We start from the raw sequence: 16,109 nt of genomic DNA, 5'->3' as shown, positions 1-16,109 counted from the left end.
CCCCTAGCCTATCGGGACGCCGGATTTACCGGTGTCCTCCTCTGGTTCCCGGGGCGGCGCGGGGGGTGGGACGACCGCCAGGATCGCCTCTTCGAGCTGGTCGCGCGTCTGCGGACCGTCCCCCGGCAGCCGGACGCAGAAGGAGTCGACCACCGATCCGCCCAGTGTGGAGACCTTGGCCCACGTGATGAAGACACGATGCTGTTCGAGTACCGCGCTGACCCGGGCGAGCAGACCGATGCGATCGCCCGCGCGCAGTTCCAAGATCACGCTGTCGTCGTCGTAACCGTCGAACCACAGGACCCGCGGCGGGGCCTGGGCGAACAATGCCGGCACAGCGGGTCCCTGGGTGTTCTCTCCGCCCGGCCCCGTCGCGAGGGGCAGCTGCGACTCCCGCTCACGGGCGTCGAGGCGGGCGATCACGTCGATGTTGCCTTCCAACGCCTGGATCAATTGCTGTCGCAGAAGTCCTGACTCGGACGGTTCGCCGAACAGCGGTGAGACCAGGAACGTGTTGACCGCACTCCCCGCGTGGGACTGAACCGATGCGCTGAGCAGTCGCAGGCCCCGCAACGAGAGCACACCCGCCATCTGAGAGAGCAGGCCGGACTGTTCGGGCGCGATCATGGTCACCGCGAAGGTGTGTGGGTTGTCGGTCGTCACGAGGTCGACGCTGACCCCACCCGCTTCCGCCAGAGCGATCAGTTCGGGCGTCAGCGGCCCCGGATCGGCCAGCCGGCCGCCGTCCATCAGTCGCAGACACCGGCGCACCAGTTCGCCGATGAGTGAGGACTTCCAATCGCCCCAGACGCCGGGTCCGGTTGCCTTCGAGTCGGCCTCGGCCAGCGCGGAGAGCAGTTCCAGCAGCACACGGGAACCGCCCAGGGTGTCGACGACGCCCTGCACCGTGGCCGGGTCATCGAGGTCGCGTCTGGTCGCGACGTCTGGCAGGAGCAGGTGGTAGCGCACCATCTTCGACAGGATCTGGACGTCTTCGGGCCACAGCCCGATCCGGTTTCCCACCTGGTTGGCGAGTTCGGCACCGACGACGCTGTGGTCCGCACCGCGGCCCTTGCCGAGGTCATGGATCAACGCGCCGAGGACCAGCAGGTCCGGGCGCGACACCCTGGTCGTCATCGAGCCCGCGTTGGCGGCGGTCTCGACGAGATGGCGGTCGACTGTCCACGTGTGGATCGGATCGCGCGGTGGTAGGTCTCTGATCGCGCCCCATTCGGGAATCAACCTGCCCCACAGACCTGTTCGGTCGAGGGCTTCGATCGGCGCGATCATGTGTTCACCGGTGCCGAGCAGCACCAGCAGGTCACTGAGCGCGTCGATCGGCCACGGTTCCCGGAGCTCCGGTGCGTAATCGGCAAGTCTCGCCAGCGTGGAAGCCGCCATGGGCAGTCCGGTCCGCGCCGATGCGGCAGCCACCCGCAGGATCAGACCCGGATCCTTGCTGGGCAGTGCGTTACGCGCGAGGACGACCTCGCCGAAGTGCTCCACGACCCCTTCATCGAGCGGACGCCGTATCGGCGATCGGCGGAGTTTCGAAAGTCCCTTGCGCGGAAGCGAATTGGACGAGGTGCGCAGTCCGACGTCGACGGCATAGCTGATCGTGCGGGCACTGTCGCTGATGGTCCGGGCGAGGTCGAACCGGTCGCCGATCCGCAGCGCCGCACCGATCTCGTCGGCATCCTGGGCCCGCAGTTGCTCGCGCGGTCGACCCGTGATCCGGTGCAGTTCGGTGCGCACGTCGAGCAGGCGGGTGTAGGCCTGCCGGAGCCCACCACCGGGAGAATCGGGACGGAGCGCGGCCATGCCATCGGTCAGCTGTGCCACGGCAAGGGCATCGAGCATGTGGACATCGCGCAGTCCACCGCGCCCGTACTTCAGATCGGGTTCGGCGCGGTGCGCGATGTCGCCACTGCGCCGCCACCGGTCGCGCGCCTGGTCGACCAGTCCACCGAATCGCGAACGGATGTCGGTACGCCACTGCTGACGGATCCCACCGATCAGCAGTTTGGACAGATCCTCGTCGCCGGCGATGTGGCGGGCCTCGAGCAGTCCGAGCGCCGCGGTCATGTCGGTCGCAGCCACCTGGAGTGCCTGCGACACGGTTCGCACACTGTGATCGAGTTTGATGTGCGCATCCCACAGCGGGTACCAGATCTGGTCTGCGATCTCGGCCACCACCGCGGGGTCCATCTCGTCGTGCAGCAGGATCAGGTCGAGATCGGAGTGGGGCAGCAATTCCTGCCTGCCCAGTCCCCCGACGGCGACGATGGCGAAGCCGCTACCGGGTTTGATACCGATCTCGGCGGCCTTGGTGGTGAGCCAGAAGTCGTGTAGGTCGACGAGCACCCTGCGCAGAGCGGGCGCATCGACCCGCTTGTTGCCGTCGGTCCGGCGTAGTAGTTGTTTGCGTGCTGTGACCAGATCCGTCGCGGCAGCCGGTGTCAGGTGAGACGGCTGCGGTCCTGCTCCCGAGGGCTCCTCGGAGACAGGACCGCGACCGCCACGTACGAATGGCACTGTCTTTACAGCGCGTCGCCGCCGCGCTCTCCGGTGCGTACCCGGATGACCGCTTCCACTGGCGAGACCCACACCTTGCCGTCACCGATCTTGCCGGTGCGTGCGGCCTCGACGATCACATCGACGACCTTGTCGACCGCAGCGTCGTCGACGACGACCTCGACGCGGACCTTGGGGACGAAGTCCACCGAGTACTCCGCACCGCGGTAGACCTCGGTGTGGCCCTTCTGACGGCCGTAGCCCTGAACTTCACTGACGGTCATGCCGACGACGCCGGCCTGCTCGAGTCCCGCCTTCACATCTTCCAGCGTGAATGGCTTCACGATCGCTGTAATGAGCTTCATTTGTTGCATCCCTCCATGAGGATCACAGTTCGAGTATTGAGTTTCCAGGACTTAAACGAGGTCGTACGCGCTTTCGCGGTGATCCGTCTCATCAATACCAGTGTCCTCATCCTCTGCGGTGATCCGCCAGCCGAGTGGCTTGAGAGCGAACGCGATGATGGCGGTCATGACCGCGGTGAACGCGACTGCGACGAGAGCGATCACGACCTGGACGACGAGCTGCTTGCCGCCACCGCCGTAGAACAGGCCGGTCTCCGATGCGAGGAAGCCGATGCCGATGGTGCCCCAGAGGCCCGCGACCAGGTGGACACCGACGACGTCGAGCGAATCGTCGAAGCCGAACTTGGACTTGAACCCGACCGCGATGGCGGCGATGACGCCGGCCACTGCACCGAGGATCAGCGAACCGATCGGGGTCAGCGCACCACAGGCAGGGGTGATGGCGACGAGACCGGCCACGATTCCCGAGGCCGCGCCGACACCGGTGGCGGACTTGTCGCGGATCTTCTCCACCACGAGCCATCCGATCAGACCTGCGGCTGTCGCTGCGGTGGTGTTGATCCAGACCAGACCGGCCAGTGCATCTGCGGTGCCTTCGGAACCGACGTTGAATCCGAACCAGCCGAACCACAGGATCGCGGCACCGAGCATGACGAACGGCACGTTGTGCGGGCGGTATGCCGTCCTGCCGTATCCGACCCGCTTACCGATGATGAGCACGAGGACGAGCGCGGCCATACCAGCGTTGATGTGGACCACGGTGCCGCCGGCGAAGTCGATGGGCGCGACCTTGGCGACCATCGTGCCGTCGACGTCTTCGGTGCCGAAGATCCAGGAGGCGAAGCTTGTCTCGTTGTTCGACAGCAGGCCGCCGCCCCACACCATGTGAGCGAGGGGGAAGTAGACCAGGGTCGCCCAGATGCCGGTGAAGACCAGCCAGGTCGAGTACTTGACACGCTCGGCGAGGGCACCCGAGATGAGGGCCACGGTGATCACCGCGAACGTCAACTGGAAGCCGGCCCACACGATGGCCGGGACGTCACCGAAGCCGCCGATGACATTGAGGACCTCGTCGGGGTTCTCGGGATCCGGGATCGTTTCCATCAGCTGGTTCAACCCGAACAGGGAGAACGGGTTGTCGAAGATGCCCGCGATGTCACTGTCTCCGGTGTGAGCCGAGGAGAACGACATCGAGTAACCCCACAACACATAGATGATGCTGACGACTCCCAGCGAGCCGAACGACATCATCAACATGTTGAGGACGGACTTCTGTCGCGACAGGCCGCCGTAGAAGAAGGCCAGTCCCGGAGTCATGAAGAGCACGAGTGCGGCGCTCGTCAGGACCCAGGCGGTGGCCCCGACGTCGTAGGGCGCGAACGCATCGTCTGGCAGTGCCAAAACCACTGTAAGAAACCTCCTAGAGTGCGCCGACGGCTCGGCGCCTTCAAAGAGATTGGCGGGCAGGGATTTCGTTCTTGGTGCTGTGGTGTTTCATGCATGTGAACCAGCGGGCAGTTCATGTTTCATCTGTGTATACCGCCAGGAGCGGTGTTGATCAGATGACGCGAAGTGCGGCCATTTGTTGTTTCGCAGGCGATCGATGGCGCAACGAGATCAGCCGAGCAACGCGTCGACGAACGCCTCCGGTTCGAAGGGTGCGAGGTCGTCGGCACCCTCGCCCAGACCCACGAGTTTGACCGGTACGCCGAGCTCACGTTGGACGTGGAAGACGATGCCACCCTTTGCGGTGCCGTCGAGCTTTGTCAGCACCACCCCGGTGATGGAGACGACGTCGGCGAAGACCTTCGCCTGGGCCAGCCCGTTCTGCCCGGTGGTCGCGTCGAGGACGAGCAGCACCTCATCGACCGCCGCCTTCTTCTCCACCACCCGCTTGACCTTGCCGAGTTCGTCCATCAGACCGGTCTTGGTGTGCAGACGCCCCGCGGTGTCGATCATGACCACGTCGACGCCCTCATCGATACCGCGTGCGACGGCGTCGAAGGCGACCGCTGCCGGGTCGGCCCCTTCTTTGCCACGGACGACCTCGGCACCGACCCGCTCGGCCCACGTCTGCAGCTGATCGGCTGCAGCGGCGCGGAACGTGTCCGCGGCGCCGAGCAACACCCTGCGTCCGTCGGCGACGAGCACGCGGGCCAGTTTGCCGGTGGTGGTGGTCTTGCCTGTGCCGTTGACCCCGACGACCAACAGCACCGACGGCTTGCCCGCATGGGGCAGGGCCTTGATCGCGCGGTCGAGGTCGGGCCCGACCTCGGCGATGAGTACCTTGCGCAACAGCGCACGTACCTCTTCCGCGGTCCGGACGGGAGAGGCGGCCAGTTCGGTGCGCAAACGGTCGACAACAGCCGTTGTCACCGCGGTCCCCAGATCCGCCATCAACAGGGTGCCCTCGATCTCTTCCCAGCCGTCCTCATCGAGGTCGCCGGCCCCGAGCAACCCCAGCATGCTCTTGCCGAGGGCATTCTGTGACCGGGACAGCCGGCCTCGCAGCAATCCCAGTCGCCCCGCTGTCGGCGCGATGTCGTCGAGCACCGGGCCCGCCGGCGCCGGGTCCGGCTCCGCGACCGGCTCGGGTGTGACCGGTTCCGGCGCCACGACCTCGGGCTCCGGCGCGACCTCAGGTTCGGGGACGACCTCCGGCTCGGGGACGACCTCCGGCCGGGTATCGGGGACGACCTCCGGCTCGGCCGACGGGGCCTCTACCGGTGGAGTCGCCGCCTCGGGTGCGTGTGGGCGAGACTCGGGCTCTGCTGTCTTCGGCTCTGGCAGTGGAACATTGCGCAGGCCTCGTTTCGGGGCGTCACGCGGGATCGCCGCGTCGTCGCCCACCCCGGGTTGCCCATCGGTGTCGGTCCGCTCGATCGTGGGCATATCCCTGCTCGGCGGCTCCGCGGTGGCCGTGCCGGCACCCTGGGTGAACGAGAACCCGCTCCCCGCCTTGTAGCCACCCGACTTGTCGACCTGCCTGGTGCCGTCCGACGGCGTTCGATCTGCACTGTCGCTCAGCGAGATTCGCCTACGGCGGGACAGGACCAGGCCCGTCGCCACGAGGGCGACGAGCAACAAGACCACAACTACGACGATCGCGACGACGGCACCGGTGTTCACGGCCTCAGTCTGCCAGAGCGACTCCCCCACCGGTGCCAGAGGCGAGTTGGTCGCAGCAGCGGGTACCGTTTGATGTCAGACGCCTCATCCATACTGCTGTCCCGCCGGTCATCTTCCAGGAGACGAGCATGAGCATCACAGTCGAGCAGTCCACACTCACCACCAGATTTCGTGACGTCCGCACCCTCACCGATGAGCTCACCGGGCGACTCTCCCCCGAAGACCAGGTCCCGCAGTCGATGACCGACGCCAGTCCGACGAAGTGGCATCGAGCGCACGTCACCTGGTTCTTCGAAGAGTTCATCCTGCGGAATCTCCCGGACTACACGGTCTACGACGACAGCTTCCGATATCTCTTCAACAGCTACTACGAGGCGGTGGGCGCACGGCATCCCCGGCCCCATCGCGGCCTCATCACCCGGCCCGGCGTCGAAGAGATCACCCGATACCGGGAGTACGTCGACCAGGCGATGACCACGGCCCTCGAAGAGGGCCTGCTCGACGAACGCGCGCGCACCCTCGTCGAACTCGGTTGCAATCACGAGCAGCAGCATCAGGAACTGTTGCTCATGGACATCAAGCACCTGTTGTCGACCCACCCGTTCGCACCTGTCTACCTCGAGCGAGGCCCGGACGACGCGGCCGCGGTGGCCGCACCCCTGCGTTGGCAATCCTTCGACGGCGGGCTCATGACGGTCGGGGCTGATGGGGACGGATTCAGCTACGACAACGAGGGGCCCGGACACTCGGTCTACCTCCAGAACTTCCAGCTCACCAACCGGCAGGTGACCAACGGCGAGTGGCTCGAGTTCATGGCCGACGACGGATATCGGCGCAGTGAGCTCTGGTTGTCCGACGGCTGGAACAAGGTCGGCGAGGCCGGCTGGGATGCCCCCGGTTACTGGAGCCTCGACGACGGCACATGGACGACCTTCACACTGTCTGGCCGGCGCCCGGTCGTCCTGAGCGAACCCGTTGTGCACGTGTCCTTCTATGAGGCCGATGCCTACGCCCGCTGGTCGGGTGCACGGCTGCCCACCGAGTTCGAATGGGAGACCGCCGCGGCTCGCACGGGGGCCACCCGCGGCCAGCTCCTCGACCCCGGGCGATGTCACCCCGGTGTCGCGGGTGAGACGATGATCGGCGACGTCTGGGAGTGGACCTCGAGTGCATATCTGCCGTACCCAGGTTTCGTGCCCGCGCACGGCGCCGTCGGAGAATACAACGGTAAGTTCATGAGTGATCAGCACGTATTGCGTGGCGCAAGTGCGCTGACCCCCGCCGGCCACGAACGGCCCACCTATCGCAACTTCTTCCCTGCCGCATCCCGGTGGGTCTTCGGCGGACTCCGGTTGGCCCGATGACGATGTCACAGCCGACGATCGACCCGTTGCTCGTCGCCGATGCGGTCGCGGGTCTGTGGCAGAGCCCGCCCGTCCTGCCGGCCAAATGGCTTTACGACAAACGTGGCAGTGAACTGTTCGACGAGATCACCCGGTTACCCGAGTACTACCCGACCCGCCGAGAGACCGAGATCTTGCGGCGTAGTGCACAAGACATCGTGGCGCAGACCAATGCCCGGACCATGATCGAGCTCGGCTCGGGTACGTCTGAGAAGACCCGGCTGCTCCTGGCTGCTTTTGCAGCGCGCAAGACCGAGTTCACCTATGTGCCGCTCGACGTGAGCGTAGAAATGCTCACGCTGGCGGCCGATCAGGTGGCGGTCGAGTTCCCAGAAATCTCGGTACAACCCCTCCACGCCGACTTCGGCGATCCCGACCTCGAACTCGCTGAGCACCCCGGGCCGCGGATGGCCATCTTCCTCGGTGGCACGATCGGCAATCTCGACCCCACCGAGCGAGCCGGTTTCTACCGCCGCATCGCCCGAGCACTGCGACCCGGGGACTACTTTCTGCTCGGGGCAGATCTGATCAAGGACACCGGCAGGTTGATCGCGGCCTACAACGACCGCGCTGGGGTCACCGCAGATTTCAACCGCAACGTGATCGAGGTACTTCGAACCGGACTCGACGCAACCGGGCTCTACGCCGACGACTTCGACCACATAGCCCGCTGGAACCCGCCCGAGCATCGGATCGAGATGTGGCTGCGCGCCCGACGCGATATACACGCCCGGTTCGGCGCCATCGAACGTTCGTGGGAATTGGCAAAGGGCGCTGAAATTCTCACCGAGATCAGCACCAAGTTCTCTCTCGAGAAGTTGCACGAAGAATTGGGTACGTCCGGTCTGCAGCAACTCGAGAGCTGGACCGACCACGCCGACGACTTCGCAGTTGTGCTCAGTCAGGTCGCCTGAGCAATAGACTCACCTCTCGTGGTCGCCAATCGGACGAGATACGCGCGCAAACGTCGTCGGCGTATGGCCCGTGTCGAGCACGATCTCAGCGATGAACAGTGGACTCAGCTCAAAGCCGCCTGGGAAGGATGTGCGTACTGCGGTGCGCACGACCGACCGCTGCAACGTGATTGCGTCCTGCCGATCTCACGAGGCGGCCGCTACACACTCGACAACATCGCGCCCGCCTGCGGTTCCTGCAACGCCAGCAAATGCAATGACGAGGTGACGGCGTGGATGCGGCGCAAGAAGCTCGACGAGCGCGCATTCCTCGAGCGGTACGTCTCGATCAGATCCGCCATGGCTGCGCGATTCCCGGCCGAGCAGGACATCGATGGGCTCGCTCAACCGCCGGACTGACCACCGCGCCGCGTGGCTAGCTCGCCGCGGGCGCCGGAAGATCCTGACCGCGCATGCGCTGCGAGATGACGGTGGTGATCCCGTCGCCCTGCATGCTCACGCCGTAGAGCGCGTCAGCGACCTCCATCGTGGGCTTCTGGTGAGTGATCACGATGAGCTGCGACTTCTCCCTCAGTTGCTCGAACAGCGTGATGAGCCGACGAAGATTGGTGTCGTCGAGGGCGGCCTCGACCTCATCCATCACATAGAACGGAGACGGCCGGGCGCGGAAGATCGCCACCAACATCGCCACCGCGGTGAGCGACTTCTCGCCGCCGGACAGCAGTGAGAGTCGCTTGACCTTCTTGCCCGGCGGTCGCGCCTCGACGTCGATGCCGGTGGTCAGCATGTCGGACGGGTTGGTCAGGATGAGTCGGCCGTCCCCGCCGGGGAACAAGGTCTTGAACACCTCGACGAACTCACGTTCGACATCGGCATAGGCCTCCGTGAACACCTGCAGTATTCGGCTGTCGACATCCTGCACGACATCCAGGAGATCCTGCCGCGCCTTCTTGACGTCCTCGAGCTGCGTCGACAAGAAGTTGTATCTCTCCTCGAGCGCGGCGAACTCTTCCAGCGCAAGCGGGTTGACCTTGCCCAGCGTGTTGAGATCTCGCTGCGCCTTCTTCGCCCGAGCCTGCTGGGTGGCCCGGTCGTACGGGATCGGGGTCGGCGCGACCACCATCTCACCGCGTTCTTTTGCCTGCTCGTATTCCGCCATCTCGAGTTCGGATGGCGGCATTGTCACGTCGGGACCGTACTCCGCGACGAGATCGTCGGGGCTGATCGAGAAGTCCGCCATGATCTGCTCTTCGAGCTGTTCGATGCGGAGCGACACCTGCGCCTTGGCCACCTCATCACGGTGTACCGCGTCACGCAGTGCGGTCAGCTGCGCACCGACCTCTGCGGCAGCCTTCTTCGCCACATCCAGTTGCTCGGTGCGGACCCGCCGTTCCCGCTCGAGTTCGTCGCGATGCGATTGCGCCTGCGCCACAGCTGTTTCAAGCCTCGTCGCAATCATTCCGCCGCACTCGAACACGACCTCGGCCACACTCGCCGCGCGTCGACGGGCACGATTTTGGCGTTCGGCCCGCTCGCGCGCCTCTCGCTCGGCTCGAGCCGCGCGCCGCAGTGAGTCGGACTTGCCCCGCACCGACGCCAGCCGCTCCTCCGCGCTGCGCAGGGCGAGGCGTGCTTCCATCTCCACCGAACGGGCCTCGGTGACGGCAGCCGCCGTGCGATCTCGATCACTGTCGGGCAGGTCCCCGTCAGCGGGCACTTCTTCGCTGTCATCGCGGGCCAGGCGCAGTCGTTCTTCGAACTCGGCGAGCTTTGCCAGGGCCTCGTTCCGGCCGTCTTCCGCCTTCGCCCGCTGGTTGATCAGCCTCGTCGATTCCTCTTGTGCGGCACGGGCAGTCTGCCCGAGCCGGGCCAGCTGCTCGTACACCGCACCCAGCTCGGCGTCCGACTCGTGCAGCGCGGCGAGCGCCTGTTCGGCGGTCTCCCGGCGTTCGGTCTGCTGCGCGAGCGCACCGGCCAACGCCGCGACCAGCTCTTCACTGCGGCGCTGGGACTGCGCGAGTTCGGCGCGCGCGGAATCGATCGCCGACTGCACCTCGATGGTGGATGGCCGCGCGCCGGTTCCACCGCTGCGCCAGCCCGCCCCGATCAGATCGCCGTCGATGGTGACCACCCGCAGTGCACCCAGGTACGGGACCGCACCTGCGGCGTGGGCCAGCACCTGCTCAGCGGTCGAGACATCTTCTGCCACAACGGTATAACCCAGCAACAACTCCAGAGCGCCTCGCAGCGCCTCCGGACCCTCGACGACGTCGAGCGCCCAGTCCGCACCCGCCGGCAGGTCCGCCGAGCCGCGGCCGGAGGGGTTGACGCCACCGATGAGCACGGCAGCCCGCCCGCCTTCGTTGTCCCGCAGCGAGGACAATGCGGAGCGGGCGGCAGGCAGGTCTGCCGTGGCCACTGCGTCGGCCGCCGGACCCATGGCAGCTGCGATCGCGGCCTCGTATCCGCTGCGCACCTGCAACAGCGACGACATCGGCCCCAGTAGTTCACCGGCCCGGTTCTCCAGCAGCCAGGCGCCGCCGTCCTTGCGCTCGAGACCGACTGCGAGAGCATCGATCCGCGCACCCAACGAAGTGACCCGCTGCTCGGCGGCACGCTCGGCGGCCTGCAGTTCGGCGACGCGTTCGTTCGCCTGGTTCAACGCCGCAACACTGCGTTCGTGGTGCTCGTCCAACCCGAGCTCCGAGGCGTCGAGGGCGGGCACCGTGGCCTGGACCGCGTCGAACTCGTTGCCTGCCTCGGTCGCCCTCGCGACGGCATTGTCGATGGCCGCCCCCAGCCGGGTCGCCTCGGCATCGATCGACTCGACCTTGGTTCGGAGATTGTTCACCTGTCCCTCGAGTCGCGCGAGGCCTTCCCGACGATCGGCAACCGCCCGTACGGCAGCAAGGTGCTGTTGCTGCGCGGCGGCGGCGGCCTGCTCCCGTTCGCTCAATGCGGTTTTTGCGTCGTCGAGAGCCTCAGCGGTCGCTTCGACGGTCTCGGTGAGAATGAACTCCTCCTCGGCTGCGACCTCGGCTTGACGATCGAGCTCGTCGGGGTCACGTCCGGAGTCGTTGCGCACCGGTTCGGCGAGGTACCGGCTGCGCTCGCCGGCGATCCGGCACGTCGCCCCGACCCGTTCGGTCAATGCCGACAACGCGAACCAGGCCTGACCGGCGTCGTTGGCGGCCGGGACGATCTGCGCCAGGTACTGCTCGTTCTCATCGACCTGCCCGCCCAGCTCGTCGAGGCGGTGCGCCAGCTCGTCTTGCTGTCTGCGAAGTTCGGCTTCGGTGGTGCGTTGCTCCGCCAGCTCGTTGCGTCTGATAACCAGATCGTCTGCGGCCAGACGCAAACGGGCGTCGCGCAGATCGGCCTGGACCGTCTGGGCCCGCCGGGCGACCTCTGCCTGCCTGCCGAGCGGTTTGAGTTGACGGCGCAGTTCGGCAGTCAGGTCACCAAGGCGCGCCAGATTCGACTGCATCGCGTCGAGCTTGCGGACTGCTTTTTCTTTGCGTTTGCGATGCTTGAGAACACCGGCGGCCTCTTCGATGAAGGCCCGGCGTTCTTCGGGCCGCGACTCGAGGATGGCCGCCAGACGCCCTTGGCCGACGATGACATGCATCTCCCGGCCGATTCCCGAGTCACTGAGCAGTTCCTGGACGTCCATCAGCCGGCACGAGCTGCCGTTGATCTCGTACTCGCCCGCGCCGTCGCGGAACATCCGCCTCGTCACCGACACCTCGGAGTAGTCGATGGGTAGGGCCCCATCGGAGTTGTCGATGGTCAGCGTCACTTCCGCGCGCCCGAGCGGTGCCCTGCCGGACGTCCCCGCGAAGATGACGTCCTCCATCTTCCCGCCGCGTAACGCCTTGGCGCCCTGCTCCCCCATCACCCAGGTCAGAGCGTCGACGACGTTCGATTTGCCCGAACCGTTGGGACCCACCACACAGGTGATCCCCGGTTCGAACCGCAGGGTGGTTGCTGACGCAAAGGACTTGAAGCCCTTGAGGGTCAGACTTTTCAGGTGCACAGCGCTTCAGCGTACCCAGTACCCCCGGCGACTCGGGCGGGCGGTGTGACCGGCGCGTCGCGCGCGGGTGTTCAGCGCTCGACGAAACCGTCCATACCGCCGCGCGCGGGCCCCCAATCCGACACCACCGTGTCCACATGACCCGGGCTTCGGCCCTGCTCGAGCAGGTCCAGCAAGCTGTCGCAGTTTGCCCTGAGCCCCTCGGCCACGATCAGCACCCTGCCGTCGGCCTGATTCGTGGCGGAGCCGACCAGGCCCAGTTCGAGAGCCCGAGCCCGGGTCCACCAGCGGAATCCGACGCCCTGGACACGTCCGTGCACCCACGCGGTCAGCCGGACGGGTGCGGGATGCTGGGCCATGGTCCTACTCCGGGTCGATGCGCAGGTCGACGGCGGTTCCCGCCTTGAGCGTGCGCCCGACCGTGCACACCGCGTCGACGGCGCGTTCGACCACCACCAGCAACCGCTTCGCTGCCTCAGGGTCCAGCTCGGACAAGTCGACCTCGAGCACCTCGCTCAGCGACGGATAGACCTCCTTGTCGCGGTCCGCGTCGCCACTGACACGCACGGTGGCGTCGTAGTCGTCGCCCAGCCTGCGCGAGAGTGGCTTGTCCGAGCTCATACCGGTGCATGCCGCGAGAGCGATCTTCAGCAGCTCACCGGGTGTGAAGACCCCCTCGACATCTTGCGAACCGATGAGGACCTCGGCGCCGCGGCTGCTGTGCCCGGTGTAACGCCTGCTCCCGGTTCGTTGAACCCAGAGTTCGGTTGTCGCGTGCTGCTCGGTGGTCGCTGGTTCGGTTGCGGTCATGTCAACATTGAACACTTCGCCCCGCCCCGCAATTCCGCGGCATCCTCACGGCGAGCGGGGCGACGACGTGGGTCACCAGCGGTCGATGTGGAGCAGGTTGTCGAGTGATTCGCGCGGTGCCCGCTTGAAAGTCTCCCCGGTGTAGAACGCCGTCGGGATCAACGCAGCCTGATGGAAGCCGGCGGGAATGCCGAGTAGTTCCGCTACCTCGGCCTCACGTTGCAGATGCAGGGTGGTCCATGCGGTTCCGAGTCCGCGGGCACGTGCGGCGAGGGCAAAACTCCAGGCAGCGGGCAACAACGATCCCCAGAGCCCTGCCTGATTCCCCACCGGGAGCGTCTTGCCCGCCTTGATACAGGGGATCACCAGGACGGGTACCTCACCCATGTGTTCTCCGAGCCACGCGACACTGCCTCCCACCCGCTGCTGCACCGGCGCGCGGTCCGGGTCGTCGGCGAACAACTTTGCTGCCGATTGGTTCGAGTCGAGGTACTCGTCGACGAGTTCGCCATAGATCTTCCCGATCGCCGCGCGCACCTGCGGGTCGGTGACGACGATCCACTGCCAGCCTTGACGGTTGGATCCGGACGGGGCCTGGAGTGCGATCTCGAGGCACTCCTTGACCAGCTCGATCGGGACCGGTTTGGTCAGGTCCAGTCGCTTGCGCACGGTTCGGGTGGTTGTCAGCAACTCATCGGGCGTCAGGTTCAGGGTCATGCGTCGATCATGCCCGAGGCGACCGCGGCTACCAGCGCGGGCGGATCTGACACTTGGGGCAACTGAAAGAACTGCGATTCATGAACTGCTCTCGTCGCATCAATGCACCGCAACGCCGACAGGGTTTGTCCTCACGACCGTAGGCGTTGAGTGAACGCTCGAAGTACCCCGATTGGCCGTTGACGTTGACGTACAGGGCGTCGAACGACGTCCCACCCTGATCGAGGGCCTCGGACATGACGGCGGCAGCGTTGTCGAGCACTGCTCGCAACGCCTTGACCGGCAGCTTGTCTGTCAGTCGCTGACCGTGGATCCGACTGCGCCACAACGCTTCGTCGGCGTAGATGTTCCCTACGCCGGACACCACCGTCTGATCGAGGAGGGCACGCTTGATCTCGGTGTGCTTGCTGCGCAGGAGATCGACCACAGCCGACTGGTCGTAACCGGGATCGAAGGGGTCGAGTGCGATGTGCGCGATCGACGCCGGAACGAAGCCGACGATGTCGTCCACCATCCATGAACCAAACGTTCGCTGATCGACGAATCTCAGCTCGGTGCCGTCGTCGAGGGTCGCGCGGATGCGAAGGTGCTTTTCGTCGGCCGCGCCGGCGGGCTGCACGAGCATCTGCCCGCTCATACCGAGGTGCACGAGGATGGCGATCGGGTCGGTGGCCGCCGCCGGATCCGCCTCGAGCCAGAGATACTTGCCACGTCGCCGAGCGGCCGTCACCGTCGCCCCCGCCAGCAGCCCGATCAGATCTGCTGCCCCGCCGAGCTGACGCCGCACCGCACGCGGGTGCAGGACCTCTACGGCCACGATCCGTTTGCCCACTACATGTCCGAGGAGGCCGCGGCGAACCACCTCCACCTCAGGCAGTTCAGGCATCGTCTCCGGAACCCGAGATCGCTTTCCACGCGGTGGACGCAGCGATCTGTTCGGCTTCTTTCTTGGTCCGCCCGACGCCCGATCCCAGCGAATCGCCCCCCACCATGACCGTGGCGGTGAACTCCTTGCAGTGGTCGGGCCCTGTCGAGGTGATCTGATACGCCGGAACGCCGAGGCCCTTCTCGGCGGTCAGTTCTTGCAGCGATGTCTTCCAGTCGAGCCCGGCCCCGAGCGCCGCCGACCGATTGAGCGCCGATTCGAACAGCGCGAGCACGGTGGTCCGTGCCGCCTCGAGACCGTGTTCGAGGTGGACGGCTCCGATGAGTGCCTCCATGCCGTCGGCGAGAATGCTCGCCTTGTCCCGGCCGCCGGTCATCTCCTCGCCACGGCCGAGTCGCAGATGCGCCCCGAGTCCGCCGGGTCCCAGCCCCTTGGCCACCGCGGCGAGCGCGTGCATGTTCACGACGCTGGCTCGGATCTTCGCGAGTTCGCCCTCCGGGCGATCGGGATGGGTGCGGTAGAGCTGCTCGGTGATCACAACGCCGAGCACCGAGTCGCCCAGGAACTCCAGGCGCTCATTGGTGGGCAGCCTGCCATGTTCATACGCGTAGGACCTGTGTGTCAGGGCCAGTGTCAGCATCTCGTCTGACAAAGAAATATTCAGCGCCGCAAGCAGATCCGCATGATCGACGTCTGCGTCGGCCACCTCACGGACGCTGTCTGTCACTTTTTCGACTCGGGTTCTTCGGCAAACTTCGACGCCAGTTCTGCCCACCGCGGATCGATGACGTCATGATGATGACCGGCCTCTGCGACGTCCAGCCGGATCCCGCACTCCGGGCACAGTCCCGGGCAATCCGGGCGGCACAGCGGGGTGTTCGGCAGATCGAGTGCGACGGCATCGACCACGGCTTGTTCGAGATCGATCTTGTCATCGACGATCCGGTGCACGTCCTCGGCATCAGTCGTCTGTTCGGTTGCGCTGTTCGGGTAGGCATACAGCTCGGTGACGTAGACACTGGCGGTACCTGCGATGGGCTCCAGGCATCGAACGCACTGGCCCTCGGTCTCCCCGCTGACACAGCCGGTGACGAGGACGCCCTCCGAGACGGCCTCCAGACGCAGATCGAGATCCACGTCGCTGCCTGCCGGGATCGCGATCATGTCCAATCCGATCCGGGGGGCAGGGGTGATGGCACGATGCACCTCTCGCATCGAACCGGCCCGCCGTCCCAGACTTCGTATGTCCAGGGTGAAGGGGCCATCGATGGTGCGATCGTGGCGTGATTGTTTGCTTTCGCGCTGCGACACAAGGAACCACGATACGCCCCTGAA

Annotated in this window: 14 protein-coding genes; 3 read left to right on the top strand and 11 right to left on the bottom strand. The window is 66.0% G+C overall.

All coding sequences use genetic code 11. From position 1 onward, the window contains the following. Positions 1-3: 3 nt before the first annotated feature. The 4 genes from DFR67_RS22240 to ftsY all read right to left on the bottom strand — a co-directional run bounded on the left by DFR67_RS22240 (position 4) and on the right by ftsY (position 6,008). Complete coding sequence (locus tag DFR67_RS22240) at positions 4-2,535, bottom strand: [protein-PII] uridylyltransferase (RefSeq protein WP_110471655.1); 2,532 nt, start codon at positions 2,533-2,535, stop codon at positions 4-6. Between the two features lie 5 nt (positions 2,536-2,540). Continuing rightward, positions 2,541-2,879: a P-II family nitrogen regulator gene (locus DFR67_RS22235; RefSeq protein ID WP_084838616.1), complete on the bottom strand. Its 339-nt coding sequence runs from the start codon at positions 2,877-2,879 to the stop codon at positions 2,541-2,543. A gap of 51 nt (positions 2,880-2,930) precedes the next feature. After that, entirely contained in the window at positions 2,931-4,286 is a 1,356-nt protein-coding gene (locus DFR67_RS22230) for an ammonium transporter (RefSeq protein WP_110471654.1), read from the bottom strand. 210 nt (positions 4,287-4,496) lie between these two features. Beyond that, positions 4,497-6,008, bottom strand: coding sequence for a signal recognition particle-docking protein FtsY (gene ftsY / locus DFR67_RS22225; protein ID WP_110471711.1), 1,512 nt, complete (start codon positions 6,006-6,008; stop codon positions 4,497-4,499). A gap of 128 nt (positions 6,009-6,136) precedes the next feature. On the opposite strand from ftsY, the gene egtB reads away from it, so the two are divergent. The 3 genes from egtB (at position 6,137) to DFR67_RS22210 (ending at position 8,724) form a co-directional block, all read left to right on the top strand. Beyond that, positions 6,137-7,372, top strand: coding sequence for an ergothioneine biosynthesis protein EgtB (egtB, locus tag DFR67_RS22220; RefSeq protein WP_110471653.1), 1,236 nt, complete (start codon positions 6,137-6,139; stop codon positions 7,370-7,372). Positions 7,373-7,374: 2 nt separating this feature from the next. Further along, positions 7,375-8,325: an L-histidine N(alpha)-methyltransferase gene (gene egtD, locus DFR67_RS22215; RefSeq protein WP_110471652.1), complete on the top strand. Its 951-nt coding sequence runs from the start codon at positions 7,375-7,377 to the stop codon at positions 8,323-8,325. Between the two features lie 63 nt (positions 8,326-8,388). Next, on the top strand, positions 8,389-8,724 hold the full coding sequence (locus DFR67_RS22210) for an HNH endonuclease (protein WP_110471651.1): 336 nt from the start codon (positions 8,389-8,391) through the stop codon (positions 8,722-8,724). Between the two features lie 16 nt (positions 8,725-8,740). On the opposite strand, the gene smc is transcribed toward DFR67_RS22210, so the two are convergent. From smc to DFR67_RS22175, 7 genes are all read right to left on the bottom strand, one after another. Further along, the gene (smc, locus tag DFR67_RS22205) at positions 8,741-12,361 is read right to left on the bottom strand and encodes a chromosome segregation protein SMC (protein WP_110471650.1); all 3,621 of its coding nucleotides are present in this window, start codon (positions 12,359-12,361) and stop codon (positions 8,741-8,743) included. Positions 12,362-12,432: 71 nt separating this feature from the next. Continuing rightward, positions 12,433-12,720: an acylphosphatase gene (locus tag DFR67_RS22200; RefSeq protein ID WP_110471649.1), complete on the bottom strand. Its 288-nt coding sequence runs from the start codon at positions 12,718-12,720 to the stop codon at positions 12,433-12,435. A gap of 4 nt (positions 12,721-12,724) precedes the next feature. Continuing rightward, the gene (locus tag DFR67_RS22195; protein ID WP_110471648.1) at positions 12,725-13,171 is read right to left on the bottom strand and encodes an OsmC family protein; all 447 of its coding nucleotides are present in this window, start codon (positions 13,169-13,171) and stop codon (positions 12,725-12,727) included. 72 nt (positions 13,172-13,243) lie between these two features. Further along, positions 13,244-13,888: a nitroreductase family protein gene (locus DFR67_RS22190; RefSeq protein ID WP_110471647.1), complete on the bottom strand. Its 645-nt coding sequence runs from the start codon at positions 13,886-13,888 to the stop codon at positions 13,244-13,246. 28 nt (positions 13,889-13,916) lie between these two features. Then, entirely contained in the window at positions 13,917-14,774 is an 858-nt protein-coding gene (gene mutM, locus DFR67_RS22185) for a bifunctional DNA-formamidopyrimidine glycosylase/DNA-(apurinic or apyrimidinic site) lyase (RefSeq protein ID WP_110471646.1), read from the bottom strand. Beyond that, a complete protein-coding gene (rnc, locus tag DFR67_RS22180) occupies positions 14,767-15,501 on the bottom strand; it encodes a ribonuclease III (RefSeq protein WP_110471645.1) in 735 nt (244 codons plus the stop codon). The genes mutM and rnc overlap by 8 nt, the downstream gene beginning before the upstream one ends. Then, positions 15,498-15,989 carry a YceD family protein gene (locus DFR67_RS22175; RefSeq protein WP_110471710.1) on the bottom strand — a complete coding sequence of 164 codons (492 nt, stop codon included), beginning with the start codon at positions 15,987-15,989 and terminating at the stop codon, positions 15,498-15,500. The genes rnc and DFR67_RS22175 overlap by 4 nt, the downstream gene beginning before the upstream one ends. Between the last annotated feature and the right edge of the window lie 120 nt (positions 15,990-16,109).

Origin of the sequence: Williamsia limnetica (assembly GCF_003217475.1) — a bacterium.
GTDB classification, from domain to species: domain Bacteria; phylum Actinomycetota; class Actinomycetes; order Mycobacteriales; family Mycobacteriaceae; genus Williamsia; species Williamsia limnetica.
This window is presented reverse-complemented; position numbering and strand designations above follow the sequence as displayed.